This is a genomic window from Micromonospora sp. KC213, from assembly GCF_004348325.1.
Classification (GTDB): domain Bacteria; phylum Actinomycetota; class Actinomycetes; order Mycobacteriales; family Micromonosporaceae; genus Micromonospora.
This window is the reverse complement of record NZ_SMKF01000008.1, coordinates 26,591-53,124: the sequence shown is the minus strand read 5'-3', so window position 1 is coordinate 53,124 and position 26,534 is coordinate 26,591. Positions and strand designations below refer to the sequence as shown.

Annotated in this window: 24 protein-coding genes, 1 pseudogene and 1 riboswitch; of the genes and pseudogenes, 13 read left to right on the top strand and 12 right to left on the bottom strand. The window is 72.1% G+C overall.

Annotated features, from left to right (window positions below; translation table 11 throughout):
- Positions 1-83: 83 nt before the first annotated feature.
- Complete coding sequence (locus E1166_RS04005) at positions 84-527, top strand: Lrp/AsnC family transcriptional regulator (RefSeq protein WP_243710143.1); 444 nt, start codon at positions 84-86, stop codon at positions 525-527.
- 402 nt (positions 528-929) lie between these two features.
- Here E1166_RS04005 and E1166_RS04000 read toward each other — a convergent pair whose 3' ends face one another.
- Entirely contained in the window at positions 930-1,688 is a 759-nt protein-coding gene (locus tag E1166_RS04000; protein ID WP_132335846.1) for an XRE family transcriptional regulator, read from the bottom strand.
- 296 nt (positions 1,689-1,984) lie between these two features.
- On the opposite strand from E1166_RS04000, the pseudogene E1166_RS03990 reads away from it, so the two are divergent.
- Positions 1,985-2,741: pseudogene (locus E1166_RS03990) on the top strand (helix-turn-helix domain-containing protein).
- A gap of 145 nt (positions 2,742-2,886) precedes the next feature.
- Here the strand turns inward: E1166_RS03990 and E1166_RS03985 are convergent.
- A complete protein-coding gene (locus E1166_RS03985; RefSeq protein ID WP_132335842.1) occupies positions 2,887-3,858 on the bottom strand; it encodes a DNA primase small subunit domain-containing protein in 972 nt (323 codons plus the stop codon).
- 77 nt (positions 3,859-3,935) lie between these two features.
- On the opposite strand from E1166_RS03985, the gene E1166_RS03980 reads away from it, so the two are divergent.
- A complete protein-coding gene (locus E1166_RS03980) occupies positions 3,936-4,556 on the top strand; it encodes an L-threonylcarbamoyladenylate synthase (protein WP_132335840.1) in 621 nt (206 codons plus the stop codon).
- Between the two features lie 6 nt (positions 4,557-4,562).
- On the opposite strand, the gene E1166_RS03975 is transcribed toward E1166_RS03980, so the two are convergent.
- Positions 4,563-5,108, bottom strand: a complete 546-nt coding sequence (locus tag E1166_RS03975) for a hypothetical protein (protein ID WP_132335838.1) — start codon at positions 5,106-5,108, stop codon at positions 4,563-4,565.
- Between the two features lie 79 nt (positions 5,109-5,187).
- Positions 5,188-5,415 carry a hypothetical protein gene (locus E1166_RS03970; protein WP_132335892.1) on the bottom strand — a complete coding sequence of 76 codons (228 nt, stop codon included), beginning with the start codon at positions 5,413-5,415 and terminating at the stop codon, positions 5,188-5,190.
- A gap of 157 nt (positions 5,416-5,572) precedes the next feature.
- Between E1166_RS03970 and E1166_RS03965 the strand changes: the two genes are divergently transcribed.
- The 4 genes from E1166_RS03965 to E1166_RS03950 all read left to right on the top strand — a co-directional run bounded on the left by E1166_RS03965 (position 5,573) and on the right by E1166_RS03950 (position 9,399).
- Positions 5,573-6,304: a histidine phosphatase family protein gene (locus E1166_RS03965; RefSeq protein ID WP_132335836.1), complete on the top strand. Its 732-nt coding sequence runs from the start codon at positions 5,573-5,575 to the stop codon at positions 6,302-6,304.
- Positions 6,288-7,157 carry an NAD(P)H-hydrate dehydratase gene (locus tag E1166_RS03960; RefSeq protein ID WP_132335834.1) on the top strand — a complete coding sequence of 290 codons (870 nt, stop codon included), beginning with the start codon at positions 6,288-6,290 and terminating at the stop codon, positions 7,155-7,157. The genes E1166_RS03965 and E1166_RS03960 overlap by 17 nt, the downstream gene beginning before the upstream one ends.
- A 146-nt stretch (positions 7,158-7,303) precedes the next feature.
- Entirely contained in the window at positions 7,304-8,791 is a 1,488-nt protein-coding gene (locus tag E1166_RS03955; RefSeq protein WP_132335832.1) for a S8 family serine peptidase, read from the top strand.
- 107 nt (positions 8,792-8,898) lie between these two features.
- A complete protein-coding gene (locus E1166_RS03950) occupies positions 8,899-9,399 on the top strand; it encodes a hemerythrin domain-containing protein (protein WP_132260846.1) in 501 nt (166 codons plus the stop codon).
- Positions 9,400-9,447: 48 nt separating this feature from the next.
- Here E1166_RS03950 and E1166_RS03945 read toward each other — a convergent pair whose 3' ends face one another.
- On the bottom strand, positions 9,448-10,314 hold the full coding sequence (locus tag E1166_RS03945) for a metallophosphoesterase (protein ID WP_132335830.1): 867 nt from the start codon (positions 10,312-10,314) through the stop codon (positions 9,448-9,450).
- A gap of 155 nt (positions 10,315-10,469) precedes the next feature.
- Positions 10,470-10,559, top strand: a riboswitch (ZMP/ZTP riboswitch).
- 18 nt (positions 10,560-10,577) lie between these two features.
- Between E1166_RS03945 and E1166_RS03940 the strand changes: the two genes are divergently transcribed.
- Positions 10,578-12,014, top strand: a complete 1,437-nt coding sequence (locus E1166_RS03940; protein ID WP_132260844.1) for a glycine hydroxymethyltransferase — start codon at positions 10,578-10,580, stop codon at positions 12,012-12,014.
- A 43-nt stretch (positions 12,015-12,057) separates the two neighbouring features.
- Here the strand turns inward: E1166_RS03940 and E1166_RS03935 are convergent, their stop codons facing one another.
- From E1166_RS03935 to E1166_RS03910, 6 genes are all read right to left on the bottom strand, one after another.
- Positions 12,058-12,318 carry a hypothetical protein gene (locus E1166_RS03935; protein WP_132260843.1) on the bottom strand — a complete coding sequence of 87 codons (261 nt, stop codon included), beginning with the start codon at positions 12,316-12,318 and terminating at the stop codon, positions 12,058-12,060.
- Between the two features lie 62 nt (positions 12,319-12,380).
- Positions 12,381-13,718 carry a PLP-dependent aminotransferase family protein gene (locus E1166_RS03930; protein WP_243710139.1) on the bottom strand — a complete coding sequence of 446 codons (1,338 nt, stop codon included), beginning with the start codon at positions 13,716-13,718 and terminating at the stop codon, positions 12,381-12,383.
- Positions 13,715-14,815, bottom strand: coding sequence for an alpha-hydroxy acid oxidase (locus E1166_RS03925; RefSeq protein WP_243710137.1), 1,101 nt, complete (start codon positions 14,813-14,815; stop codon positions 13,715-13,717). Before E1166_RS03925 ends, E1166_RS03930 begins: the two co-directional genes overlap by 4 nt.
- A gap of 77 nt (positions 14,816-14,892) precedes the next feature.
- On the bottom strand, positions 14,893-15,861 hold the full coding sequence (locus E1166_RS03920) for an alpha/beta hydrolase (RefSeq protein ID WP_132335826.1): 969 nt from the start codon (positions 15,859-15,861) through the stop codon (positions 14,893-14,895).
- A gap of 8 nt (positions 15,862-15,869) precedes the next feature.
- On the bottom strand, positions 15,870-17,087 hold the full coding sequence (locus E1166_RS03915; RefSeq protein WP_132335824.1) for a cytochrome P450: 1,218 nt from the start codon (positions 17,085-17,087) through the stop codon (positions 15,870-15,872).
- A gap of 58 nt (positions 17,088-17,145) precedes the next feature.
- The gene (locus E1166_RS03910; RefSeq protein ID WP_165944229.1) at positions 17,146-18,429 is read right to left on the bottom strand and encodes an SGNH/GDSL hydrolase family protein; all 1,284 of its coding nucleotides are present in this window, start codon (positions 18,427-18,429) and stop codon (positions 17,146-17,148) included.
- Between the two features lie 342 nt (positions 18,430-18,771).
- Between E1166_RS03910 and E1166_RS03905 the strand changes: the two genes are divergently transcribed.
- The 4 genes from E1166_RS03905 to E1166_RS03880 all read left to right on the top strand — a co-directional run bounded on the left by E1166_RS03905 (position 18,772) and on the right by E1166_RS03880 (position 24,081).
- Complete coding sequence (locus E1166_RS03905) at positions 18,772-20,313, top strand: AMP-binding protein (RefSeq protein WP_132335822.1); 1,542 nt, start codon at positions 18,772-18,774, stop codon at positions 20,311-20,313.
- 77 nt (positions 20,314-20,390) lie between these two features.
- Positions 20,391-21,581: an MFS transporter gene (locus tag E1166_RS03900; RefSeq protein ID WP_243710142.1), complete on the top strand. Its 1,191-nt coding sequence runs from the start codon at positions 20,391-20,393 to the stop codon at positions 21,579-21,581.
- Positions 21,582-21,832: 251 nt separating this feature from the next.
- Positions 21,833-22,246 carry a RidA family protein gene (locus E1166_RS31400; protein WP_207913996.1) on the top strand — a complete coding sequence of 138 codons (414 nt, stop codon included), beginning with the start codon at positions 21,833-21,835 and terminating at the stop codon, positions 22,244-22,246.
- A gap of 1,166 nt (positions 22,247-23,412) precedes the next feature.
- The gene (locus E1166_RS03880; protein ID WP_132335884.1) at positions 23,413-24,081 is read left to right on the top strand and encodes a YceI family protein; all 669 of its coding nucleotides are present in this window, start codon (positions 23,413-23,415) and stop codon (positions 24,079-24,081) included.
- A gap of 439 nt (positions 24,082-24,520) precedes the next feature.
- On the opposite strand, the gene E1166_RS03870 is transcribed toward E1166_RS03880, so the two are convergent.
- Positions 24,521-24,961, bottom strand: a complete 441-nt coding sequence (locus tag E1166_RS03870; protein ID WP_132335818.1) for a hypothetical protein — start codon at positions 24,959-24,961, stop codon at positions 24,521-24,523.
- A gap of 293 nt (positions 24,962-25,254) precedes the next feature.
- Between E1166_RS03870 and E1166_RS03865 the strand changes: the two genes are divergently transcribed.
- On the top strand, positions 25,255-26,454 hold the full coding sequence (locus E1166_RS03865) for a phosphotransferase (protein WP_207913994.1): 1,200 nt from the start codon (positions 25,255-25,257) through the stop codon (positions 26,452-26,454).
- The last annotated feature ends 80 nt before the right edge of the window (positions 26,455-26,534 follow it).

Below are 26,534 nucleotides of genomic sequence, written 5' to 3'. Positions count from 1 at the left end.
GGCCCAGCAAGGAGGATTCGGTGAGCCAGGAGACCAGCTCGGAGGCGTACCGGCCGGGCGGAACGGGACGTTCGGTCACGGCACTGGACGAGGTGGACCGGCGGGTCCTGGACGAACTGGTCCGTGACGGCCGGATCTCGATCCGTACGCTGGCCGAACGCGTGCACGTGTCACGCACCAACGCGTACGCGCGGGTGGAGCGGCTGCTGCGCGACGGGGTGATCACCGGGTTCGGCGCGCGGGTGGCGCCGGAGCCGGCAGGGCTGGGCACGTCGGCGTACATCTCGCTGACCATCGAGCAGAACAGCTGGCGGGAGCTGTCGGCGGAGCTGGCCCAGGTGCGCTACATCGAGCACGTCGCACTGCTCAGCGGCGAGCACGACGTGCTGGCGCTGGTCCGGGCGCCGGACAACGCGACGCTGCGGGACGTGGTGCTCAACCGGGTGCAGGGCATCGCCGGGGTGCTCTCGACCCGAACCTGGCTGGTCTTCGACGAGTTCGACGGTGCCCGGAGCCCCTGGGTGTGACGGGAGCGTTCACGACGTACGGCGTGCCCGGCAACCGCCCAGCCAGGCGGCGATGAGAGCTGACGCCTCGGCCCCGGGTTCCTTTCAATGACGAGGACGCCGGTCAGACCCGGCCCGCGCGGACGGTCAGGATCCGAGGAGTTGGCACCGCTACTGAGAGACGAAATTCTGAGACCAGACGGCACCTTCAGCCATCTGTGCTGCGGTCTCCTCGTTCAATCCCACGCGCTCACTCTCCCACCCGGACCGCTGTCGACAGCAACGAAGACAGCAACGAGCCGCGACACGGACGGCCGCCGGGCGCGGACAGTCGTCAGAGGTCGCGGACGCGGATGAACCCCGCCGGACAAAGCGCCTAGCACTTACAAGTGGGAGGTCGAAGGTCCGTGCGGTAGCAGTGCACTACGTCGCCGTTGTGTTGTATCGATCGAGTGTCGCCTTGGATGTCGAGGCATCCCGGAAGACAAGTTCCCACGGGCCGGTGTTGACGTCCATGTCCTTGCCGAAGCCGACCCACTTGCCGGCCATCCGTCGACCCGTTGGCTCGGCCAGAAGTTGTATTGCGCCGTGATACCGAGCGCCCCGGTAGTAGCCGGTTGAGTCAGTCTGCTCCACCCAGGTGCCGGTGATAACGGCCTCATCCACGGTGAGATCGAGTGACAGGGACGAGGTCGCTGAGCCCGGCAGGCTTCGCACGGTCAGCCGGTCGCCGTGTTGAAGGATGACCACGAAGTGTTGCCCGGCGAAGGATTCCTCCCGGCCGCTGGAGTAGTACTGGTAGCGGCTGAGCCATATGCCCTCGTAGGACTTGCGGGCAACGGCTGGTCTGGACGTTGGTGTCGGTGTGGCCAGGTTGGACATGGGAGATGTCAGGTCGTGGCCGCCGTGCTGGTCATCGGCGACATGCCCGTCGGGGACCGCGGCGAAACCGAGCAGCGAGATGGGTAGGCCGGTGACGACTTCCAGCGCGCGGGCGTAGACGGGGCGGGGCGCGGCGATTGCGCCGGACTCCCATCGCTGGACGAGTCGCTTGTTGGCGTCGTTGGGCTCGCCGACGCGGTGGCCGGCGGCCTGGAGGGCGCGAGCGAAGTCGTCCTGGCTCATGCGCATTCCGATACGGACGGCACGCAGGGCGGTGTTCGGGACAGCCATGGCCGTCACTATAGCGGCATGTCGCCTAAGTGTCGCCAGCTATGTGACGGGTTTGTCGTGTTCCATGTCGTCGCAGCTGATGACATCCAGACGTCATTGTGGGTGGCAGGCGACGGTGGGGCTTGCCGCCGCGCTTCTGCTGACGGAGGCGGGAATGCAGGATGATGGCACGAGTGTGAGCCGGGGTGAGCAGATTCAGGCGGCCGAACGGGAGGCGGCCAAGCGGCGGTTACTCGCACAGGCCGAGGCGGAGCGGATACCGGTGGAGGAAACAACTCGGGCGGTGCCGGATCGGCGGTGGCGTCGTGACCGGTGACTCGGTTCCGATCGGTCGGAGGGTTGCGTGCCTGCGGGCACGGCGCAAGCTGTCGCAGCAGTCGTTCGCGGATCGGCTGGGGAAGTCCAAGAGCTGGGTGGACAAGGTCGAACGCGGGGTGCGCTCCTTGGAGCGGGTGTCGACGATCCGGGAGATCGCCGCTCGGCCAGGTGCTGCGCGCGTCGGCGCGGGCGAAGTCGGTCATGCTCGCCGCCGCGTACCGGATCGCACCGCCGGATCTGGACGACGGCACACCGCAGGAGTTGTCCCTGTGCGGATCGCTACTCGTACAGGGCGCTCTGATGGCGGCCAGAGCGGGCAACGACCGCGCCGCAGGTGACCTGCTGGACGAGGCAGTGGAGTTGGCCGCCCGGGTGGGCGACGGAAACGACCACCATCACACCGCCTTCGGGCCTACGGCCGTGGACCTGGCCCGAGTCGCCGTCGCAATCGAGTTGGGCGACGGAACCGGTGCAATCACACAGCACGAGACGGCGATCGAACGAGATGGATGGCGATGGCTGCCGCTCGAACATCGTGCCGCGCATCTGGTGGACGCCGCCCGCGCGTACCTCCAGGTCGGCAACGTGATCGAGGCAGCTCGGAACCTGGTGCTGGTGGACAATCTCGCGCCATCGGAGATACGTCACCGGCCGGCGGCGCGGCGCGTCGTCGCCGAGGTCGCCCAACAATCGGACGCCCCTACGACGATCACTGATCTCGCCAACGGACTCGGTCTGGTCTGAGCTCGGCTGCCCTCACCACCAGATGTCACGGTAACCACGCACGGTCGTCGGGGACGTTAGGCCGGGTCGCCGGTCTCATCGACGCGGCGAGGGCGGCCGGCGACTATCGGACGGGCGCTCGGCGCCGCACCGCAGACGCGGTGACTCACCGCGCCGGCGGCGCCTCCAGCCCCTCCTGGTCGGCCCACTCCAGCAGCGGCTCCAGCGAGAAGCGCCGCCCGTCCAACCCGGCGTGCGGGTCGCCGCGCTCGGCGAACCGGGCGGGCATGCTCAGCACGTCGAAGTCCTCCGGGCGGACGTCGTCCAACTCGGCCCAGTCCACCGGCGCGGAGACCAGCGCCGCCGGTGTCGGTCGGATCGAGTACGCCGAGGCCATCGTGTGGTCGCGGGCCATCTGGTTGTAGTCGACGAAGACCGGCCGGTCACGCTGCTCCCGCGACCACGTGGTGGTCACCAGGTCGGGACGGCGGCGCTGCACCCGGCGGCCCAGCGCCAGGACCGCCCGCCGGCACTCGGTGAAGCTCCAGCGCGGTTCGATCGACAGGTAGACGTGCAGCCCACGCCCGCCGGTGGTCTTCGGATAGCCGACCAGCCCCACCTCGTCGAGCACCGCGCGGACCTCGTGCGCCACCGGCAGCACCTGGTCGAAGCCGACGCCCGGCAGCGGATCCAGGTCGATGCGGAGCTGGTCGGGACGCGCCACGTCGGCAGCGGTGACCGGCCACGGGTGGAACCGCAGGGTGCCGAGGTTCACCGCCCAGATCACCACGGCCAACTCGCTCGGCGCGACCTCGTCGGCCGTCCGGCCGCTGGGAAAGGTGAGGTGCGCGGTGCGTACCCAGTCGGGCGCACCGGCCGGCAGCCGCTTCTGGTAGAACGCGTCGCCCCGGTTGTCCTGCCGGGTGGCGATCTTCGCGCCCTCGAACACCCCGCGCGGCCAGCGTTCCAGCATGGTCGGCCGGTCCCGCAGGGCACGCAGGATGCCGTCGCCGACGGCGAGGAAGTAGTGGACCACGTCCAGCTTGGTCAGTCCGCGCCGCGGGAAGTAGGGCTTGTCCGGGCTGGAGACCCGGACCAGCCGCTCTCCGACCCGGATCTCCTCCGCCGCCGTCGCCACGTTCCACACGGTAACCCCGCGAGGGGCGGTTGGTGGCCGCTGACGGGGCAGGTGGCCGCCACTCGTAGGCTGCCGGCATGGCGACGTACTTCGACGTGCACCCGGTGGACCCGCAGCCGCGGACGATCAACCGGGTGGCCGATCTGGTTCGTCGGGACGGGTTGATCGCCTACCCGACGGACTCGTGCTTCGCCCTCGGTTGCCGGCTGGGCAACCAGGACGGCATCGACCGGATGCGCGCCATCCGCCACCTCGACGACCGGCACCACTTCACCCTGGTGTGCCGGGACTTCGCGCAGCTCGGCCAGTTCGTGAAGATCGACAACGCGGTGTTCCGGTCGTTGAAGGCGGCGACCCCGGGTAGTTACACCTTCATCCTGCCGGCGACGAAGGAGGTGCCCCGCCGGCTGCTGCACCCCAGGAAGAAGACCGTGGGGGTGCGCATTCCCGACCACGCGGTGACCCAGGCGCTCCTGGCCGAGCTGGGCGAGCCGCTGGTGTCCAGCACCCTGCTGCTGCCCGACGAGGCCGAGCCGATGACGCAGGGCTGGGAGATCAAGGAGCGGCTGGACCACGCGGTCGACGCGGTGCTGGACTCCGGCGAGTGCGGCACCCAGCCCACCACCGTGATCGACTTCTCGCAGGGCGAACCGGAGGTCGTCCGGCGTGGCGCGGGCGACCCGTCCCGCTTCGAGTAAGCCACCTCAGCGCGTCTCGGCGTCCGCCGTGGGCAGGGGCAGCGGCAGCGCGGTGCCGCCGGCCGGCGCCGCGGAGTGCGGGGGTGGCGGCCGGTGACCGCCCGGGGCCCGGTGGTGCAGCCGGCCTGCCCCGGCCGGCCCCGGCCGGCGGTCCACCTGGCAGGTGACCAGATGGATGGGCGGCGGCGGGGCACCGAACCGGCCCGGCCCCCAGCGCACCCAGATCGCGATCCGCCCGGCCCCGGCCTCCGCCGCCAGCTTGTCCCAGGTACGGCGCCGGTCGGTGTGGTCGACCTCGATGACGACGGGCGGCCCGTCCGCCCGGGCACAGCCGACATCGAGCACGGACCGCCGATCCGACAGCGGCGGCGGCAACGGCAGCACGCTCGGTGCCCGGCGGTAGACGCGCCAGCCCTGCTCGTGCCCCCAGGCGACCACGGCGTCGATGATCCGGGCCGTCACCGCGTCGGTGGTCAGGTCGGCGAAGGTGAGCCGGGCCAGGCTGCGCCCGAGGGACGCGGCGAGCCGTTCGCCGTCCTGCCCGCCGTCCATGCCCGCAGGGTAACGCCCGGCGCCGGCACCGGGCGCGACCGGCCGGACCCTCCGGTCCGCCCGGTCGCCACGACGACGCTCAACCGTTCTCCCGCAGCCGCTCCACGAGCATCCGCTTGCCCTGCTCACCGGCCTTGCGGTTGTTCTCCTGGAGCTTGCGGAACCAGGTGGCGAGCTCGTTGTCACCCCGGGCGTCCGCGTCGGCAATGTACGTCTCCAGCTGCCAGATGTGCTGCAAGGACATCTGCAGGGCGTGGATCAGGTCGTAGTTCTTGTCCTTCACCGGGCTGGCCGGTTCCCTGACCATGGTCGCCACGGCGTACCTCCCCTGTGTCGGTTCCGGTGGAGCCAGCGGTTACCCGCCCCCGGTGGGTTCACGCGCCCCCACCGTGAGCGGATCGACGCGGCCGGCGGCGGGCAGTCCGCACGGTTACCCGGCGCGGCCCCCGGGTAGGCATGCCGCCATGGCGGAACTGCGAGCCCTCTGGATCGTGCGGCACGGGGAGAGCACGGCGAACGTCGCCGCCGTCGCGGCCGAGGCGTCCGGCGCGGAACTGATCGACCTCACCCACCGCGACGCCGACGTGCCGCTCTCGCCCACCGGCGAGGAGCAGGCCCGGGCGACGGCCCGCTGGCTCACCGGCCTGCCCGGGCAGCGGCGGCCGGACGTGGCGGTGATGTCGCCGTACCTGCGGGCGGTGCGGACCGCCGAGCTGGCCCTGGCCGGCACCGGGATCCCGGTGAGCCGGGACGAACGGCTACGCGACCGGGAACTGGGCGTCCTCGACGGGCTGACCGGGTACGGGGTCACCCGGCGGTTCCCCGAGGAGGCCGCCCGCCGGCGGCGGCTCGGCAAGTTCTACTACCGGCCGCCCGGGGGCGAGTCCTGGGCGGACGTGGCCCTGCGGCTGCGCGCGCTGCTGGGCGACCTGCGCCGCGACCACGGGGGCCGGCGGGTGCTGCTCTTCGGCCACGACGCCCTGGTCTTCCTGCTCCGTTACCTGGTGGAGGGCCTGACCGAGGCGGAGCTGATGGACCTGACCAGACAACACGTGATCGCCAACTGTTCGGTGACCGGTTGGTTCGCCGACACCGGGGGCCGGCTCGTCCCGGACACCTTCAACGACGTACGACACCTGCGCCAGCACGGTGCCCGGCCCACCGAGGAGGACGAGGTCCATGCCGAACCGGTCTGACGTGCGAACCATCACGCCGGCGCTGCTGCGGGACTGGGCGCTGCCCGTGCCCACCGGCGGCAAGGAGCAACGGGGCACGGTGCTGGTGGTCGGCGGCTCCCGCTCCACCCCCGGGGCGGTGCTGCTGGCCGGGGTCGCGGCGCTGCGCGCGGGGGCCGGGGTCCTTCAGCTCGCCGCCGCCGAGTCCACCGCCACGGCGCTCAGTATCCAGGTGCCGGAGGCCCTGGTCGTCGGGTTGCCGGAGACCAGTGACGGTTCGGTGGCCGGCGACCCCGGGGACCGGCTCGCCGAGTTGGTCGGGCAGGCCGACGTGGTCGCCGTCGGCCCGGGTCTGCACGACATCGACGAGACCCGGGCGGTGCTGCACCTGGTCCTCGATGCGGCCGGGCGGGAGACCGCGCTGGTGCTCGACGCGTACGCCCTCGGCGCGCTCAGCCACGAACCGGACCTGTTGGTCGGCTCCGGCCGGCCGGTGGTGCTCACCCCCAACCTGACCGAGGCGCGGCACCTGCTCGGCCGGGAGCCCGGTGACGACCTGGTCGCCGAGGCCCGCGAGCTCGCCCGCCGGTACGACGGGGTGGTCTCCCTGTACGGACACATCGCCACCCCGGACGCGACGGCGTGGCGGGAGGAGAGCGGCGACGCCGGGCTGGGCACCTCCGGCAGCGGCGACGTCCGGGCCGGCCTGCTGGCGGGGCTGCTCTCCCGGGGAGCCGAGCCGGCCCAGGCCGCCTGCTGGGCGGCCTGGGCGCACGCGGTGAGTGGCCAGCGGCTGGTCCCCCGGTTCGGGCGGATCGGCTTCCTCGCCCGCGAGCTGCTCGACGAGATTCCGCACACCCTCGCCACGGTGTGACACGCCCCGGGCGCGTCGCACCGACGCGCGTAACGCCAGACCGGGCTGCGGCGCTGATGGTCCGGAAGTGGGCGTCCCGCCCTCTTCCCGCCGGCCGCTCCCCACCCGCGGGCGTGCCCGGCTGGAGACAGCCCCTGGGAGTCTGTGTGAAGAACCTGCGCAGCAAGACACTGGCTGCCGCGTCCGCCGTGTCCCTCGGTGTCGGCCTCGCCGTCACCGGCGGGCTGGCCCCGGCGGCGTCGGCCGCCGGTCCGGACACCACGTTCCTGGTCCTGGCCCCGCAGGGTGCCACGACCGGCAAGGCGGCGGCCCGGGTGACCGCGGCCGAGGGCACCGTGGTGGCCACGTACGACCAGATCGGCGTGCTCGTCGTCCGCTCGGCCAACCCCGACTTCGCCACGGACGTGGCGGGCGCGGGCGTCGAGTCGGTGGCGTCCACCGCCGGCCTGGGCACCGCCCTGGAGGAGGGCGAGACCCTGGAGGTCTCCGCGGCGCAGGTGGCGAACGCCGCCGCCGACCCGACCGCCGAGCCCCTCTTCGGTCAGCAGTGGGACATGTCGATGATCGACGTGCCCCAGGCGCACGCCGTCAACGCCGGCCGGGCCGACGTGGTGGTGGGCGTGCTGGACAGCGGCATCTCCAGCAGCCACCCGGACCTGGCCAGCCAGATCGCCAAGGACAAGAGCGCCTCCTGCCTCGGTGGCGTCACCGACACCGCCGAGGTCGCCTGGAACCCCACCACCTCCGACCACGGCACGCACGTGGCCGGCACCATCGCCGCCGCCGTCAACGGCGTCGGGGTGACCGGTGTCGCGCCGGGCGTCAAGGTGGCGGCGGTGAAGGTGGTCAACGACGACGGCTACATCTTCCCGGAGGCCGCGGTCTGCGGGTTCCTGTGGGCCGCCGAGCACGGGATGCAGCTGACCAACAACAGCTACTACATCGACCCGTGGGAGCTCAACTGCCGCAACGACGCGCGCCAGCGTCCGGTGTGGCAGGCCGTCCAGCGGGCCATCCGCTACTCGCAGAGCAAGGGCGTGCTCCACGTGGCGTCCGCGGGCAACTCCAACTACGACCTGGCCCACAAGATCACCGACGACGGCAGCCCGAACAACGGGACACCCGAGACCCGTGAGAACCTCACCAACGCCTGCCTCGACCTGCCGGCCGAGGTGCCGGGCGTGGTGACCGTCTCGGCGGTCGGCCCGACCGGGGCGAAGAGCTACTACTCCTCGTACGGCCAGGGCGTCATCGACGTGACGGCACCGGGTGGCGACACCCGCTTCCGTACCCAGGGCGTCCGCTCCACCCTCACCGACGGCATCCTGTCGACCACCTTCAACCCGGCGACGAAGACCAACGGCTGGGGTTACAAGCAGGGCACCTCGATGTCCGGCCCGCACGCCACCGGCGTGGCGGCGCTGGCGTTGTCGGCGCACCCCGACATGAAGCCGGGCCAGCTGGCGTCCTTCCTGGAGCGCACGTCGGTGGCGCAGTCCTGCCCGGAGGGCGTGTACAACCCGGTGCCGCTGATCCCGACCGGCCCGCACGCCTACGACGCGACCTGCTCCGGCGGCGCGCGCAACGGCTTCTACGGCGCCGGCCTGGTCAACGCGTACCACGCGGTGCGGTAGCCGCACCGCACCCCGGGGCCCGGCGGATCTCCGCCGGGCCCCGTCCGTTTTCGCAGCTCACCACCGGGGTACCGGGAAACCGTCAGCCGAATCAAGGAGGTTTGCCGGTGTCCACCGATGCCATCGTCCTACTCAAAGAGGACCACAAGGAGATACGTCGCCTGTTCCGCCAGTTCGCCCAGGCCGAGGACGGGCCGGCCGCCGAGCGCGGGAAGCTGGTCCGGCAGATCCTGGAGGCCCTGACGGTGCACACGTACCTCGAGAACGAGGTCATGTACCCGGAGATCCGCAAGCTGCTGCCCGACCTGGAGGACGACATCCTCGAGTCGTACGAGGAGCACCACGTGGCCGACCTGCTCTGCGCCGAGCTGGCCACCATGGACCCCTCCGACGAGCGCTTCGTGGCCAAGACGACGGTGCTGATCGAGAACGTCGAGCACCACGTCGAGGAGGAGGAGCAGGAGTGGTTCCCGAAGGTGCGGGAGGCGCTCGGCCGCAACCAGCTCCAGGAGATCGGCCAGCGCATGCTCGACATGCGGGCGACCGCCCCGCGTTCCCCCGCCGAGCCGAAGGCGATCAAGAAGGCCCTCGACGCGCTCACCGCCTGACCGTGCGGCACCCCGGGGAGGCCGGCAGTCGGCCGGCCTCCCGAGATGTCACCAGGCCGTCGGTGGCACCCCGTCGGGTGCCGGCAGGATGCGGCGCGGCTGCCCCGGCGGCATCTTGCGGTTGCGCCACTCCCGCGGGTAGCCGAGCGACACCTCCTCGAAGCGCACCCCGTCGTACCAGGTGGTGCGGGGGATGTGCAGGTGCCCGTAGACGACGGCGACGGCGGCGAAACGCCGGTGCCAGTCGGCGCTGGCCTCGGTGCCGCACCACTGAGCGAAGATCGGATAGCGCAGCACCCGCGTCGGGTCGCGCACCAGCGGCCAGTGGTTGACCAGCACGGTCGGCAGGCCGGGCTCGCGGGCGTCGAGCCGCCGGGCCGTCTCGACCACCCGGGCCTCGGACCACGCCTGTCGGCTCGGGTACGGGTCGGGGTGCAGCAGCATCTCGTCGGTGCAGACGATGCCCGTCCGGTACGCCTCGGCGAGGGCTGCCGCCCGGTCCAGCCCCTCCGGCCGCCAACTGTAGTCATAGAGCAGGAACAGCGGGGCCACCACCGCCGGGCCGCCGGGCCCCCGCCACACCGGGTACTCGTCCTCCGGGGTGAGCACCCCCAGTGCCCGGCAGCGTCGCACCAGATGCGCGTAGCGGGCCTCGCCCCGCAGCGTGACCGGGTCGCCGCGTGGAGTCCACAGCTCGTGGTTGCCGGGTGCCCACAGCACCTTCGCGAACCGCCCCGCCAACAACCCGAGCGCCCACTCGACGTCGGCGACGCTGTCGGCCACGTCGCCGGCGACGATCAGCCAGTCCTGCGGTGAGGACGGGCGCAGCGCCTCCACCAGGGCACGGTTCTGCGCGTACCCGACGTGCAGGTCGCTGATGGCGAGCAGGCTGCCGCCGCTCTCCTCCCCCACCATCCACCGATGGTACGCAGACCGAGACGGGTCGTGGGGCCTCGCCCCGTGCGGGGTGGGTCGGCCGGGACGCACCCAGGTGGCGCACAGGAAATCGATCATGGGCACGCCGTACGGCGAGGTGGACCCCGGGGGCCGACGGCGACCCGGTAGGATCGGCTGCGGGCCGTGACTGGCGCGTGGGGATGGAGCACCATCGGGAAGCGGCCCCGTCATGAGGACGCACGCCGAGCGCCTGGGCCTTCCGCACGTCAGTAGGAGGTCGCATGTCGCCGAACGCCGAATCCACCGCCTTCCGCAGCGCGCTCGAGGTGATCCGCGCCGTCGAGCCCCGGGTGGCCGACGCCATCGGCGCCGAGCTGACCGACCAGCGTGAGTCGCTCAAGCTCATCGCCAGCGAGAACTACGCCTCCCCGGCCACCCTGCTGGCCATGGGCAACTGGTTCAGTGACAAGTACGCCGAGGGCACCGTGGGCCGCCGCTTCTACGCCGGCTGCCAGAACGTCGACACGGTCGAGGCGCTCGCCGCCGAACACGCCCGGGAGCTGTTCGGCGCTTCGCACGCGTACGTGCAGCCGCACTCCGGCATCGACGCCAACCTGGTGGCGTTCTGGGCGATCCTCGCCGACCGGGTGGAGTCCCCCGCGCTGCGCAGGGCCCAGGTACGCCAGGTCAACGAGCTCACCGAGGCGGACTGGTTCGCGCTGCGCCGGGAACTGGGCGACCAGCGGATGCTCGGCATGTCGCTGGACGCCGGCGGCCACCTCACCCACGGCTTCCGGCCGAACATCTCCGGCAAGATGTTCGACCAGCGCAGCTACGGCACCGACCCGACCACGGGGTTGATCGACTACGACCGGGTCGCCGAGGCGGCCCGGGAGTTCCGGCCGCTGATCCTGGTCGCCGGTTACTCGGCGTACCCCCGGAAGGTGAACTTCCGGATCATGCGGGAGATCGCCGACTCCGTCGGCGCCACCTTCATGGTCGACATGGCGCACTTCGCGGGCCTGGTCGCCGGCAAGGTCTTCACCGGCGACTTCGACCCGGTGCCGCACGCGCACATCGTCACCACCACCACCCACAAGTCGCTGCGCGGTCCGCGCGGCGGCATGGTGCTCTGCGGGCCGGAGCTGGCCGACCAGGTGGACCGGGGTTGCCCGATGGTGCTCGGCGGCCCGCTGCCGCACGTGATGGCCGCCAAGGCCGTCGCCCTGGCCGAGGCCCGTCGCCCCGACTTCGCCGACTACGCGTCCCGGATCGTGGCCAACGCGCAGGCGCTGGCCGACGGGCTGCTGCGCCGGGGCGCGAAGCTGGTCACCGGCGGCACCGACAACCACCTGGTGCTGATCGACGTCTCCGGGTACGGCCTGACCGGCCGCCAGGCGGAGCAGGCGCTGCTCGACTCGGGGATCGTCACCAACCGCAACGCCGTCCCGCAGGACCCGAACGGCGCCTGGTACACCTCCGGCATCCGCATCGGCACCCCGGCGCTGACCACCCGGGGCCTGGGCACCGCGGAGATGGACGCCACCGCCGAGCTGATCCACACCGTGCTCAGCCAGACCACGCCGGGCGCCAACGCCGACGGCAGCGCCTCGAAGGCGAAGTACGTCCTCGACCCGGCACTGGCGGACAAGGTGAGCCGGCAGGCCGGCGAGCTGCTGGCCGGTTTCCCGCTCTACCCCGCCGTCGACCTGGGCTGACTGGACGCCTTCCGGGGTGGCGCCGCCGCGCCGCCCCGGGCGGTCAGCCGATCGGGCGCTTGAGGTGGTAGCGGTGCACCTCGGTGCTGCCCTGCACGTTGTTGACGTCCTCGGCGGCGGAGACCAGCTCCCAGCCCTCCCGGCCGACCCGGTTGAGGTGCGCGATGGCGGTGTCGCCGTACGCCGTGACGTCGGTGCGCGACCCCTCGGGCCCATACCAGACGAACGAGACGTGGAAATTGCGTCCCTGCCCCTGGTAGCGGCGGACCAGCAGGGCGTACTCCCAAGCGACCATGCGGCCCATTATGACCGTCCGATGGGGACACGTGGAAGCACGAGCGGCGGCGGGTCGGCCACGGTGCGTCGTCACCGGGTCCGGCGGTCGTCGGGCGCTGCGGTGCGCCGGGACTCGTCGGCGACGAGCGCGGCGAGCCGGTCCAGGCCGAGGTCGATCTGTTCCGGGGTGACCGCGCTGACCGACAGGCGCAGTGCGCGCACCGGCGTACCGTCGTCGTAGAAGTGCGCCATCGGCGTCCACAGCACCCCGTGGCGCTCGGCGGAGCGGCGCAGCAGCGCGTCGTCCACCGGGAACGGCACGCTCACCACGACGAAGAAGCCACCCGCGGGGACGGTCCAGGTCACCGGCGAGGGTGCCGGGAACCGACGGGCCAGGCCGGCGAGCAGGTGCCGCAGGTTGCGGGTGTACGCGGCGCGCTGCCGGACGGTGGCGGTCACCAGCGAACAGTCGTGTTCCAGCAGCGCCCCGCCGATCACCGCCTGGGCCAGCGGCGCGGTGTTCACCGTGACCATGCTCTTGATCCGGGCGAGCTGGTCGGCGAGGAGCCCGACGCTGCCGTCGGCTTCGGCGACCCGCTGGTCGGCCACCACGTACCCGACCCGGGCCCCGGGCAGCACCGTCTTGGCGAACGAACCGAGGTAGACCACCCGACGTCGGGTGTCCAGCGCCTTGAGCGTCGGAAGCCGGCCCTGCTCACCGGCGGGAAACAGCCCGTACGGGTTGTCCTCGACCAGCAGCAGCTCCTCCTCGGCGGCCAGGTCGAGCAACCGGCGGCGGTCGGCCAGGCTGATGCTGACGCCGGACGGGTTGGCGAAGTCCGGCATCACGTAGCAGGCCCGTGGGCGCAGCCCCGCCGCCCGGGCGTGGCGGGTCTGGGCGCGCAGGTCGGCCAGGTCCACCCCGGCCGGGCCACCGGCCACCGGCCGGACCGGCAGGTCGACCAGGCGGGCCGCGCCGGTCAGCCCGACGTACGTGGGGGCGACCGCGAGCAGCACGTCACGTGGCCCGGCGCGCAACGCCCGCAGCACCAGGAACATCGCCTCCTGGCAGCCGACGGTCACCACGACGGCCTCCGGGTCGACGTGCGTCTCCTCGTCGACGGCGAGGTTACGGGCGATCAGGTGGTGCACGATGCCCTTGGTCCGGCCGTACTGGAACAGGGTGCGGTTCGCCTGCGCCGGGTGCTGACCGAGGTCCTCGACGAGGTGTCGACGGAACCGCTGCAGCCAGCGGCGCGGCGCGTCGTCGTCGAAGAACTCCTCGTACGGGCGGCCGGCGGCGAGCGACACCGCGTCCGGCCAACGCCCGGCGACCTCGTTGAGGAAGTTCATCGAGTTCAGTACGGGGTCGTCGACGGCCGGGTGCAGGTCGGCGACGGTCAGCTCCACCGGTGCGTTCACGCTCACCCGCCGATCAGGGTGCGCAGCTGCCGGGCCTGCGCGGGGTCGGCGCAGCCGCACAGGGTCAGGGCGTCGCGCAGTTCGGCGCCGAGCAGCGCCAGCGCCGCCTCGGCGGCGGGCTGGCCGCCGGCGGCGAGGGCCCAGAACGCGGGCCGGCCGAGCAGCACCCCGGCGGCGCCGAGGGCGAGGGCGCGCAGCACGTCCGTGCCGCCACGCACGCCGCTGTCCAGCAGCACCTCGACCCGACCGTCGACCGCGGCGACCACCTCCGGCAGCACGGTGGCGGTGGCCGGGGCGGCGTCGAACTGGCGGCCACCATGGTTGGACACCACCACCGCATCCACGCCGCTGTCTGCCGCCCGCACCGCGTCACCGGGGTCGAGGATGCCCTTGACCAGCAGGGGCAGTCGGGTACGGGCACGCAGCCAGGACAGGTCCGCCCAGCGCAGGGCCGGGGCGAAGACCGCGTCGGTATGCCGGGCGATCGCGGACACGCCGGGGGTGCCGGCGTGCGCCAGGTCATCCCGCCCCCGGGGCAGGTTGGCCGCGGTGACCTGCGGGGGCAGCGCGAAGCCGTTGCGGACGTCGCGCAGCCGACGGCCGAGCACCGGCACGTCCACGGTCACCATGAGCGCCGCGCAGCCGGCGGCGTGCGCGCGGTCGAGCAGGTCGGTGACCAGGCCCCGGTCGCGCAGCCAGTAGAGCTGGAACCAGACCGGCCCGCCGGCCGCGGCGGTCACCTCCTCGATCGGGCTGCTGCTCAGCGTGCTGAGCACGTACGGCACACCGGCCGTCCCGGCCGCCGCGGCGAGCGCCCGCTCGCCGTCGGGGTGCAGCAGCCGCTGGTACGCCATCGGCGCGACCGCCACCGGCATCGCCTGCTCCCGGCCCAGCAGCCTCGCGTCGGTCCGCGGATTCTCCACCCCGGTGAGCATCCGGGGCAGCACGGCGACCCGGTCCAGCGCGGCCCGGTTGGCCGCCAGGGTGGTCTCGGCGCCGCTGCCGCCGTCGACGAAGTCCCAGACGTGGGTGGGCAGCACCGCCCGGGCGAGCGCCGCGAACTCGGCCACGCTGGCCGGCGGCACGAATCTGGACGAGGTCACCGGCCCTCCTGTCGCCGTCGGCGGCACGTCGAAGCCCGGCGCCGACCCGGAGCGGGGCACGCGCAGCACCGTGTCGGTCATCGAGGGCCGCCCGGCGTCGAGGTGACGGTCGGGCCGGTTCCGGCGAAGCGGTCGCGCAGGAAGGCCGCCGCCTCGTCCTGCGCCCGCCGGCCGGCGTCGAAGACCCCCGGCATGGCGAAGAAACCGTGGATCATCCCGGCGTAGCGGGTGAGCCGTACCGCCACGCCGTCCGCGCGTAGGCGCTCGGCGTACCGCTCCCCCTGCTCGCGCAGCGGGTCGTGTTCGGCGGTGACGACCAGGGCCGGCGGCAGGCCCGACAGGTCGTCGGCGAGCAGCGGCGAGGCCAGCGGGTGCGTCGCGTCGGCCGGGTCGGCCAGGTAGTGGTTCCGGTACCAGTCGACGGAGTGCCGGTTGAACAGCAGCGGATCCTCGTCACCGGCCGGGGCACCGCCGGCCCGTTGGTCGGTGTTCGGGTAGACCAGCAGCTGGCCGGCGAGGCGGGGGCCGTGGGACCGGGCCAGCAGGGTCACCGCGGCGGCCAGGTTGCCGCCGGCGCTGTCGCCGCCGACGGCCAGCCGGTCCGGGTCGACGCGGAACTCGGCGGCGTGCGCGGCGAGCCACGCGGTGGCGGCGTGGCAGTCCTGCACCGCCGCCGGGAAGGGATGCTCGGGGGCGAGCCGGTAGCCGACGGTCACCACCTGACAGGGCGTGGCGTTGGCCAGCCGTCGGCAGATCCCGTCGGCGGTGTCGACGCTGCCGAGGGTCCACCCGCCGCCGAAGAAGTAGACCAGGGTGGGCAGCGGACCGTCCCCGGCCGGCCGGTGGATGCGCACCGGCAGGTCGCCGGCGGGGCCGGGAAGGTGCGTGTCGCGTACCTCGTGCACCGGTTCGACGTCGCCGCCGCCGGCGCGGATCGCGGCGAGGTCGGCGGCGCGGGCCTCGGCGAGGGTCCGGGTGTACAGCGGCGGGGTGCCGGCCGCCGCCCGCGCGGCCCGGTACGCCACCACCTGGGGGTCGAGAGACATGTCGGCTCCTATCCGCCGGTCGAGACGACGAGCTTGTCGATCCCGCGCAGGAAGAGACTCCCGCTGTACGTCGGGGTACGGGTGAGCGTCAGGTTCGGAAAACGGGCGAAGAGCCGGGGCAGGGCGAGCCGTCCCTCCAGCCTGGACACGGCCGCGCCGAGGCAGAAGTGCGGGCCGACGCCGAAGGCGAGCGACGGTGGGCCGTCCCGACGCGGGTCGAAGCGGTCCGGATCGCAGAACCGGGCCGGGTCCCGGTTGGCCGCCGCGACGATCAGCAGCACGTTCTCGCCCCCGCGCACCGCCACGCCACCCAGGTCGGTGTCGGCCGGTGCGACGCGGGCCAGGAAGTGCACCGGGCACTGCATTCGCAGCACCTCCTCGACGCAGCCGCGGGCCAGCGCGCCGTCGCCGGGCAGCGCCGCGACGGTGTCCGGGTGGGCCAGCAACAGCGGTAGCCCGTTGCTGAGCAGGTAGACGGTCGTCACGAAGCTGGCGTTGAACAGCACGATCACGTTACTGATCAGCTCGTCCTCGGTCAGCTCCACCTCGTGCGCGTCGAGCGCCCCGACCAGTGCGCTGATCAGGTCATCGCCGGGCCGGCGGCGTCGGTGCGCGATCAGGTCCCGGTAGTACTCCCGCAGCTGCGCCGCCGCCTGGTTGGCCCGGGCCAGCCGCTGCGGCGTCTTGCCGGCCACGTCCAGGAACTCGTCGATCCAGTCGACCCGCTGCCGGTACCAGGGCAGGTCCGCTTCGGGCAGGCCGACGAACTCCGCCATCACCAACGCCGGTACGGGGTACGCGAAGTCGGCCACGAAGTCGATCTCCGCGCCGCCGGCACCGGTCTCGGCCATCCGGTCGAGCAGCCGGTCCACCACCCGGACGATCACCGGTTCCAGCGCGCCCAGCCGGCGCGGAGTGAACGCCTTCGTGAACACCGCCCGCATCCGGGTGTGGTCGGGTGGATCGGTGAACATCATCGAGGACATGAAGGTGCGCAGCACCTCCTGCTCCGACCAGCCCGGCGGGGTGCCCTTGCGCCACGCGGCGTCGCGCAGCACCCGGTCGACCAGGTCGTACCCGACCGCGACCGCGCTGACCGTGCGGTGCTCGGGCCGGGCCGGGGCCGCGCTGACCGGTCCGAGCGCGTGCAGGGCCGCGTACCACGGGTAGGGGTCCTGCCGGCCCGCCTCCTGGTAGAGGCCGGACAGGATCTCGTCGACGTCCACGTTTCCTCCCCGGGAACGGAGGGTGGGGCGGCGGGCCACCCGCCGCCCCACCCGGGGGTCACAGGCCGAGCAGGCGCAGTGGGACGGCGTCGGCCATCGCCTTGTTGCCGGCGTCGTTCGGGTGGATGTGGTCGCCCGAGTCGTACGCCGGCAGCAGCCGGCTCGGCTGTGCCGGGTCACGCAGGACGGCGTCGAAGTCGAGCAGGCCGTCGAACTCCCGCGCGCCCGCTCCCCGCAGCCACGCGTTGACCGCCTGCCGGGTGGCGTCCTTCTCCGGCGTCCACACCCCCGGGTTGCCGTGCCCTTCGTAGGGGGTGAGGGTGGCGGCGAGGCTGCGCAGGCCGCGCGCCCGGGCCTGTTGGTTGATCTGCCGCAGGGTGGCGATGATCCGCTCGGCGGAGTCGCCCGACATCCAGATGTCGTTGATGCCGAGGTGGGTGACCAGCGTCTTCACCCCGGTCTGCGGGAAGACGTCCTCGTTGAGCCGGGCGAGGGCGTTCGGTCCCAACTCGGGGTAGCCGGGGAAGCCACCGGCGCCGGGCTCGGGGCCCTCGTGGTTGAGCCGGTTGCCGGCCAGGCTGAGGTTGAGCACCCCGGGGGTACGCGCCTCGGGCCGGGCGGCGCTCAGCCGGTCGGCGAGCAGGTCCGGCCAGCGCTTGTGGGCGTTGACGGTGCTGCCGTTGCCGTCGCCGATCGAGTCGCCGAGCACGACGATGGCGCCGGGGGTGTGCCGGCGCTGCACGTCCAGCCCGGACAGGAACATCCAGCAGCAGTTCGGCCGGATGGTGAAGCCGGCACCGCCGGTGGCGGTGGTCAGGTCGGTGGCACCGATGAAGGTGGTGACCTTGGACTGGCCGTGGAAGGTGACCGGCCCGGTGAGCACCGGGAAGTGCAGCGTGACGACCAGTTCCTCGCGCTCGGCGACCACGAGGTCGAGCGGGTCGCTGAGCAGCTCGGCGCCCCGGTTCATGGTCGCCGAGGTGGCCCCGCCGAAGGTCAGCTCGCGCAGGCTGGCCGGGTCGATGTCGGCGCGGTCGTCGACGGTGGCGTGGTTGGGGCGGGCGACGGTGGCGTGGCCGACCTCGACGGCCTGCTCGCCGTAGAGGTTGCTCAACCGGACCCGCAGCCGGTCGCCGCCGACGCTGGTGCGCACGGTCATCCTGATGCTCTGGTTGTTCAGGCCGGTGTTGGTCAGGCCGACGGTGTTGCCGCGGGTGACGGCGGCGGCCCAGGTGCCCGCCCACTCGCCCCGGGTGTGCCGGGCGGTGTCGGCGTCCGACGGACCGGCGCTGGCGACCATGGCCGGGGCGGCCACCACCAGCAGGGTGGCCGCGGAAATTATGACCTGCCATCGTTTCGGGGTCAGCAAGGGAACCTCCATCTGTGGCAGCCCAGGCCGGCTTCATGATCGCCAGGGCCGGGCGTTGGACGGAAACTATCCGCCGGTTCTGACGAGCGTCAATCAACCCGATCGACATGATCAAATGTCCACTGTGTGGACTCGGCCGCCGTTCGGCCCTGTTCGGTGCCGGTCCCACCCGCCTAGGCTCGGGTGGCGGCGGTGACCCGGTCTCCCGCCGGCTCCACCCGCCGTGACCTGCCCGGACACCGCTGCCGGCCGATCGCCCCGACGCGAGCCGCGGGCCGCCACGGTGACCGCCACGCATCGACTGGGGGCTGCGCGATGACCGATCGACCGACCAGCTACGTCCACCAGGCGCTGGACCTCCTCGCCACCTTCGGCACCCGGGAGGCGCTGGTTGGCGACGGACGCCGGCTGACCTACCCCGAGGTCGCCGACGAGGTACGCGGCCTCGCCGGCGCGCTGACCGCCCACGGCGTACGGCCCGGCTCGGCGGTGCTGGTGCTGCTCGGCAACACGGTGCAGGGGCCGCTGCTGCAACTCGCGCTGCACCTGCTGGGCTGCCGGACGATGTGGGTCGCCCCGGTCACCTCGCCCCGGGAGGTCGACGAGTTCGTCCGGTTGGCCCGCCCCGACGTCCTGGTGCACCACGCCGACGCCACCGACGGGCTCGGCACCCGGATCGCCGCCGCGCTGCCGGGCGTGCCGGTGCTGCGTCTGGGCGCGGAACTGACCCCGGTCACCGGTGTCGCGCTGCCCGACCGGGTGCCGGAACCGGAGTCGTTTTTGCAGACCAGCGGCACCACCGGCACCCCCAAGCTGGTGCACCACCGGGAGAGCTTCTACCTGCAGGTCCTCGCGCTGGCCGCCGGCTTCCGGGCCGCCGGGTTCCCGCTGCTGCGCCACCTGTCCCACTCGCCCATGTGGCTGGCCAGCGGCCAGATCACCTCGCTGTTCAACCTCTTCACCGGCGGGGTGCTCTTCCTGCGCCAGCAGTGGGATCCGGAGGCGTTCATCCGCACCGTGCACGCCGAACGGATCACCTCCACCTTCGTCACCCCGCCGATGCTCTACGAGGTGCTCGACCATCCGGCCCTGCCCGGCGCGGACTTCTCCGCCATGTTCATGTTCAACGTGGGTGCCGGGCCGGCCGCGCCCGCCCGGCTGCGCCAGGCCATCGCCCGCTTCGGCCCCTGCCTGCGGATCGTCTACGGACTCAGCGAGGCCGTGGTGATCAGCGCGCTGCCCGGCCTCACCGACGACCCGGCGCACCCGCAGCGGCTGCGCTCCTGCGGCAAACCGTACGGGGACGTGACCGTCGAGATCCGCGACGACGCCGGCCGCGCACTGCCGCCGGGCGTCGACGGCGAGGTCTGGGTCCGCACCAACCTCAGCTTCCACGGCTACCACGGCCAACCGGAGCTGACCGCCGAGACACTGGTCGACGGTTGGGTACGCACCCGCGACATCGGCCACCTCGACGCCGACGGCTACCTCTACCTGGTCGACCGATCCCAGGACCGGATCCTCACCCGCCAGCGCAGCTGGCCGATCTACTCCCGCCCCATCGAGGACGTCCTCGCCGGGCACCCCGGGGTCCGCGCCGCCGCGGTGATCGGCGTACCCGACCCGGTAGCCGGCGAACTGCCGTTCGCGTACGTGGTCCGCACGCCCGGCGCCACGGTGACCGGTGGCGAGCTGATCGACCTGGTCACCACCGAGCTGAGCGAGACCTGGGCCCCGGGCGGGGTGGAGTTCGTCGACGCACTGCCGCTGAACCGGTCGGCCAAGGTGGACAAGCGGGCACTGCGCGACCGGTACGCCTCGGGTCACCGCACCGACCCGGTCGGCGAGCCGGCGTGACGGCCGACGCCGGGCCGGAGCCCCGGGCGCGACCGGATGACGCTCCCCGTCCCGACCGGTCCGCCGCGCGCCGGGAGCTGGTCACCCTGGTCGCCGCGGACCTCATCTCCAACCTGGGCAGTCGCGTCTCCGTCGTGGCGATCCCGTGGCTGGTGCTCACCACCACCGGCAGCCCGGCGAAGATGGGCCTGGTCGCGGCGGCGGAGTTTCTGCCGTACATGCTCTCCAGCTCGCTGGCCACCCCGTGGGCCGACCGGTTCGGGGTGCGGCGTACCTCGGTGGTGGTGGACGCGGCCAGCGCGGTGGCCATGGCGGTGGTCGCCCTGACCCCGTGGCTCGGCTTCGGGGCGCTGCTCGCCCTGGTCGCCGTGGCGGGTGCGCTGCGCGGCATCGGCGACCGGGTCAAGCACGTGCTGTTCCGGCCGGCGGCGCAGCGCGCCGGCGTGCAGCTGATCCGGCTGACCTCCGCCTACGACGGGTTGTCCCGGGGGGTCGCGTTGTTCGGCGCGGTGCTCGGTGGCCTGCTCATCGACTGGGTCGGCGTGACCCGGGCGATCTGGATCGACGCGGGCAGCTTCGCGCTCTGCGCGCTGCTGGTCGGGGTGCTGGTGCGTCCACCCGCCGCCGACGCGCCGGCCGCGCCGAGCCAGCCCTACCTGCGGGCGCTGCGCGCCGGGTTCGGCTACCTGCGTACCGACCGGGTGTTGCTGACCATGCTGGTGGTGATCTCGGCGCTGAACATGTTCGCCGCCGCGCACACCGCCGTCTGGGTGCCGCTGTGGGTCCGCGACGTGCTCGGTGACCCGGCCGGCTTCGGTCTCGTGCTCGGGGTGTTCGCCGCCGGCGCGCTGCTGGGCAACGTCGTGTTCACCGTGGTCGGTCCCCGACTGCCGCGCACGCTCGTCTTCGCCGTCGGCGCGGCGGTCAGCGGCGCGCCCCGGCTGCTCGCCCTGGCCCTCACCGACCATCTGGTGACGGTGCTGGTGGTGACGTTCCTGTCCGGGATCGGGATCGCCACGGTCAACCCGCTGCTCGGAGCGGCGCTGTACGAGCGGGTACCGGCCGAGTTGCAGACCCGGGTGCTGGGAATGGCCGGTTCGCTGGCGTTCGTGGGGCTGCCGGTGGGGGCGCTGCTGGGTGGCTGGTCGGTGGCCGCGCTCACGCTCCGGCCGGCGCTGCTGGTGATGGCGGTGCTGTGCGCGGTGCTGACCGTGCTGCCGCTGCTGGTCGGGCCGCTGCGGGCCGGGCGCTCGGCCAGCCGGACGTGATGCACCCGATCGCTCGCAACGCGGTGACGAGCTGGCGTCCGGCCGATCGCGTGATCGTGCCGAAAGTAGTGTCGGATCTTGCGAGGTATCAAGCACTTCCTGGCCGTGTACGCGGCCTTTGGAACACACCCAACGCTCGCCGCTTGGGCGAGATCGGCCCCTCCAGGTGCCGCGCCCGATACGCCCGGAGGGACACCGGCGCGGTCGCTGCCCTGCGATGCTCTTGTGTCGTGCACTCTTTCCGACACTTGGTGACCTCGGGCTCACCGCTGGAACCGGAGATCGGCTTCTCACGCGCCGTGCGTATCGGGCCGTACGTATCCGTGGCCGGCACCGCGCCGATCGCGGACGACGGTGCCACGGCTGGGCTGGGAGATGTGTACGCGCAGTCCGTGCGTTGTCTGGACATCGCCGAGCAGGCGCTGCGCGAGGCCGGTGCGACGCTGGCTGACATCATCAGGACCAGGGTCATGCTGGTTGACATCACCCGTTGGCGGGAGGCGGCGCGCGCCCATGGCGAACAGTTCGATCAGGTACGACCGGCGTGCACGTTCGTAGAAGTATCACGTTTCATCGATCCGGAGTGGCTGGTCGAGTTCGAGGTTGACGCCGTCGTCGCGACGGTCGACCGTGCGCCGTCGGCATCCCAAACTTGCCGCACATAGAGCACTACCGGGGTGATGAGCTCCGTCGGGTGTCGGAGACCTCACGGTCTCCGGGGTACAGCTGACGAGCGGAGCTTCCGTCCTGTCGCGCACGCCGAGGACCTCGTTGACGAAGTCGTCCTTGCGGGGCCGGTGTCGCCCTGGCAGGAGGCCGCCATCCGTCCCCACTCGTCCCACGGCAACGTTTCGGCCTTGTTCAGCGCGGACGAGATCCCTGATCGCGTTTCCCCGGATCTCGGCCGGCCCCCAGTTCTCGGTGCCGTATCGGGTTCACCGCGGTACCGGCGATGATCCTGACGACGGTGTCCCCGGTGCTGCTCGGCGGCGTGCTGGCGTTCGCGTACGCCACCATCTACCTGACCATGCTTTCCGCGGCGGACCTGCTGCGCCTCGGCGCGAGGGCCGGTAGCCACCGGTGTTACGTCTCGACCGCCAGCGGGTCGACGAAGCGCTGGGCAAGTGCACCGACATCCGGGCCCCGAGGTGGTACGTCCAATTATCCCAGCCCTGGCATTGCACGGGTCGGATCGGCAGGTCAGCCCAGTGTGGAAACTGCGTGGCGATCAGTCGCCGGACGAGGCTGGCGTCAATGCGCCGACGATCCGTCACGGGCCCACCGTCACCGCCATAAACTCTGCCGGCAAGCGACAATCGCCACCCGACGGCGTCCGCCGCGCCGCCCGAGCGCGGTCGTGCAATTGGCTCCTGGCGGCGCGCGCCGGTCAATGCTGGGACCTTGGGCACACCGCCTGGCAGCCTCCGGGCTCAGTGCGGCGGCAGGGCATCGGCGCACCCGCGAGAGGCAGCGCCGGTCGGTCGGCGACGCGCCCGCGCCGCCGGCCGCTTCCGGGCCGGACCAGGTGAGGTCGCTCACAACCGGCCGGCGGGAGACGGCGGGCCCCCGCCGGCGCTCGACCGGAATCGATCGATGGGCGGGCCGCGCTCCGCTCGCCGTTCTTATCGGTACGGGAATGACCGAATTGCGCACCGGCGCCGGCGATGCCTGCCCGAGGAGGCGGGGGCCTCGGCGTGGTTCCGGTGACTGAGATGTGGTGGAGTGTGCTCCTATGCTGGGCTGGGAGACGAGTGTTCCAGTTGATCCGCGGACCACGCTGTGGTTGCAAACTCGGAAAGACCCTGGAAAGGGTGAGGGGGAAAGCACGCCGATGACCGGTTTAGCCACACGACTCTGGGATGGCATGATCATTCCAGCAGCCGGGACATATCTTCTCGATCCGGCACACAAGCGGATCGGTTTCCTCGCCCGGCACATGATGGTGAGTCCGGTGCGCGGTGAGTTCGGCGAGGCCACCGCCCACATCGCCGTGGCGGAGGACCCGTTGGCCTCGTCGGTCGTCGCAACGATCCAGACGGCGAGCATCAGCACCGGAAATACCGACCGGGACACACACCTGAGCAGCGCCGACTTTCTCGACGTGGAAAATTACCCCACGTTGGAGTATCGCAGCACGGGAATCAAATGGCAGCCGGTCGACGACCCCATCTTCTATTGGGCGCGGTTACGCAATAACGGGCTCAGCCGGAGATCGGTGCCGGGCAACATTCCCAACCCACAGAATCGCACGAGTGGCAGATTCGTGCTCACCGGCGATTTGACCGTCAAGGGGATCACCCGACCGGTCGACCTCCAGGTGGAGTTCGGTGGCGCTCGCCGGGATCCGTACGGGCAGGACATCTTCGGCTTCAGTGCGACGGCGGAGATCGATCGTGAGGACTACGGCCTGCTCTGGAACGTCGTTCTGGAGAGCGGTGGTGTCCTGGTCGGAAAGAAGGTCCAGATTGAAATCGCCGGCGAGGCCGTTCGTCAGCCCTGAGCAGCAGGATGTGCCGGAAGACCGCCCCCGCGCAGTCAAGAGGTAGCTTCAATGAGTCGCCAGTTTTGGCGTGCTATGTAGCGTCAGCTTCGGTGATCTCGCGTGGTGTGCGGCCTTCGGCGGTGCGGCGGGTGACATCAGGACGACCGCGGCGGGTGGACGTGCCTACCTGGGTACGGCCGAACCTGCGTTCAGCGGTCAGTGATCGCCGCACCGCCTCAACCTCAATCAGAAGATCCGGTCGGAACAGACCCGCCACCTGGACAAGCGAGCTGGTCGGAGGGCGTTCGATGTTGATGAACTCGTCCGGTACGGCCCGTACAGTCGCCAGCGCCGAGGTGTCGATGCCGAGCGGATCGCCGCCGACCTGACCGAGGGCGTGCCGCCCGTGGTGCCGGCCCCACAGCCGTCGATCAGGTGGTGTTCGGTCGTGGTCACGTCAGTCAACTGTCGCCCGCAACGCCTGCTCGTACTGGCTGCGGTCGAAGGCAATGTCACGCAGCTCGCGGTAGTCCCATTCGCGATACCCGGTGCGGTACCCGGACCAGGCGACCCTGTCCGCGGTCACCCTGACGATCGCGGTGAACGGCCAGCAGCCCCATTCACCGCACACGCACCCGAGCAGGACGGTGTCGCCGGTGCCGAAATGGCTGAGGACCGGGTCGCCGAGGTAGTGGCGGCTCGGCCAGCACACCTCGTCCTTCAGCAGGCCTGCGTATCCGCCCGCGAGGTCCGGGTTTCCCTCCCGGCGCGCAGAGGGCAACTCGACCCGACGCACCAGATCAGGCAAAGCCACGCCGTTGAGGTAGGGGACGAGCGTCGGAAGCAGCCCTCCGACGCCAAGCTCCCGCTCGATGGTACGGAACTCGATACGCTCCATGGCCCCACGCTAACCGCCGCCCAGCGCGGGACCCGGTGACCTCCGACGCCCCGGTGACGACCAGGCGAGAAGCCGGCCGAGGGGTGCCGGGGGTCTTCCACGCTCTGCGAGTCCAGGGCCACCGCTGACCGGCTCACGTGGCGTCCCCGGCCCGGCGGGCCTGCTCCCGCAGCACGTCGCGGATCCGCTGCGTGATCCCATCGGTTTCTCACTCGGCGTAGTAGCCACACCGTTAAGAGGTTTCTCACCGGCGGCTTATCAATGACTCACGCCCGACCGGCACCGTCGACGGCATGACCGTTACCGACGAGCCACCCGCCGCGGTGGACACCGACCTCGACCTGCTGACCGGGCCGGACGCGGCCGGCCCGCTCGCCGCCGCCCTCGCACCGGCCGGCGGTCGGATGCTGTCGTGGCGCGCCACACAGGTGGACCACCAGCCGGGCCGCGGCTGCACCGTCGGGTACCACGTCCGGGTGGCCTGGCGGGACGGGCGGATCAGCTTTGAGCGGCTCGCGGCCACCACCGCCCCCGCGCCGGGCGGCACCCTGCTGCTCGACGACGGCGTCGATCGCGTCGCGGTCTGGCGGTTCCCACACGACCCGCACCTGCCGGCCCTGCCCGCGGCCACCGACCCGGTCGCGGTCGGGCGGTTGCTGACCGAGTTGGGGTACAGCGCTGAGCGGCCCCGGCTGCGGGTGCGCGCCTACCGGCCCGGTCGGCGCGCGGTCGTCGAGGCCGTCGCCGGCCGGGACCGCCTGTTCCTCAAGGTGGTCCGCCCGCGCCGGATAACCGCGCTGCACGAACGACACCGGCTGCTCACCGGTGCCGGCGTACCCGCCCCGTGCAGCCTCGGCTACACGTCGGACGGGCTACTGGCTCTCCAGTCCCTGCCCGGCCGTACGCTGCGTCACGCTCTGGCACGCGGCGCCCCGACGCCGTCCGCGCGGCAGGTGCTGTCGCTGCTGGAACGGCTGCCGGACGCCCTCGCGGTCGGCCCGTCCCGGGCCTCGTGGCCGGACAAGGCCGCCCACTATGCGTCCGTCGTCGCCGCCGCCCTTCCCGACCGGGCCGCCCAGGCCGGTGATCTCGCCGCCGAGATCGTGGCCGGCGTGGCGCCGGAGCCGGTCACGGCGGTGCACGGGGATCTCTACGAGAGCCAGTTGCTGGTCAGTGGCCGGCACATCACCGGACTGCTTGACATCGACACCGCCGGCGCCGGGAACCGCGCCGACGACCTGGCCTGCCTGCTCGGCCACCTGAGCGTACTGGCCCAGATAGATCCGGGCCGCGCACCCACGATCAACCGGCTCGGTGCCGAGTGGCTGGCCGCCTTCGACACCCACGTCGACCCGGCCAGCCTGCGCCGTCGCGTTGCCGCGGTGGTGCTGTCCCTGGCCACGGGCCCGCATCGGGTGCAGGAGCCCGGTTGGCCCGCCGCAACCCGGGCCCGCCTCGACCTTGCCGCCGCCTGGCTCGCCAGCGCCGGATGAGGCAGCTCTCACCGGCAGCTCAGAACCATCTCATGCCCGTCCAGGACCGTCGTACATAACCGCACATCCAAGGGAGGACC

Bases quoted from the DNA above. Each gene is read 5' to 3' on its own strand.
- E1166_RS03980 (WP_132335840.1), top strand. From the start codon at position 3,936: ATGGCGACGTACTTCGACGTGCACCCGGTGGACCCGCAGCCGCGGACG.
- E1166_RS03975 (WP_132335838.1), bottom strand. From the start codon at position 5,108: ATGGACGGCGGGCAGGACGGCGAACGGCTCGCCGCGTCCCTCGGGCGC.
- E1166_RS03970 (WP_132335892.1), bottom strand. From the start codon at position 5,415: ATGGTCAGGGAACCGGCCAGCCCGGTGAAGGACAAGAACTACGACCTG.
- E1166_RS03965 (WP_132335836.1), top strand. From the start codon at position 5,573: ATGGCGGAACTGCGAGCCCTCTGGATCGTGCGGCACGGGGAGAGCACG.
- E1166_RS03960 (WP_132335834.1), top strand. From the start codon at position 6,288: ATGCCGAACCGGTCTGACGTGCGAACCATCACGCCGGCGCTGCTGCGG.
- E1166_RS03945 (WP_132335830.1), bottom strand. From the start codon at position 10,314: ATGGTGGGGGAGGAGAGCGGCGGCAGCCTGCTCGCCATCAGCGACCTG.
- E1166_RS03940 (WP_132260844.1), top strand. From the start codon at position 10,578: ATGTCGCCGAACGCCGAATCCACCGCCTTCCGCAGCGCGCTCGAGGTG.
- E1166_RS03935 (WP_132260843.1), bottom strand. From the start codon at position 12,318: ATGGGCCGCATGGTCGCTTGGGAGTACGCCCTGCTGGTCCGCCGCTAC.
- E1166_RS03920 (WP_132335826.1), bottom strand. From the start codon at position 15,861: ATGTCTCTCGACCCCCAGGTGGTGGCGTACCGGGCCGCGCGGGCGGCG.
- E1166_RS03905 (WP_132335822.1), top strand. From the start codon at position 18,772: ATGACCGATCGACCGACCAGCTACGTCCACCAGGCGCTGGACCTCCTC.
- E1166_RS03880 (WP_132335884.1), top strand. From the start codon at position 23,413: ATGACCGGTTTAGCCACACGACTCTGGGATGGCATGATCATTCCAGCA.
- E1166_RS03870 (WP_132335818.1), bottom strand. From the start codon at position 24,961: ATGGAGCGTATCGAGTTCCGTACCATCGAGCGGGAGCTTGGCGTCGGA.
- E1166_RS03865 (WP_207913994.1), top strand. From the start codon at position 25,255: ATGACCGTTACCGACGAGCCACCCGCCGCGGTGGACACCGACCTCGAC.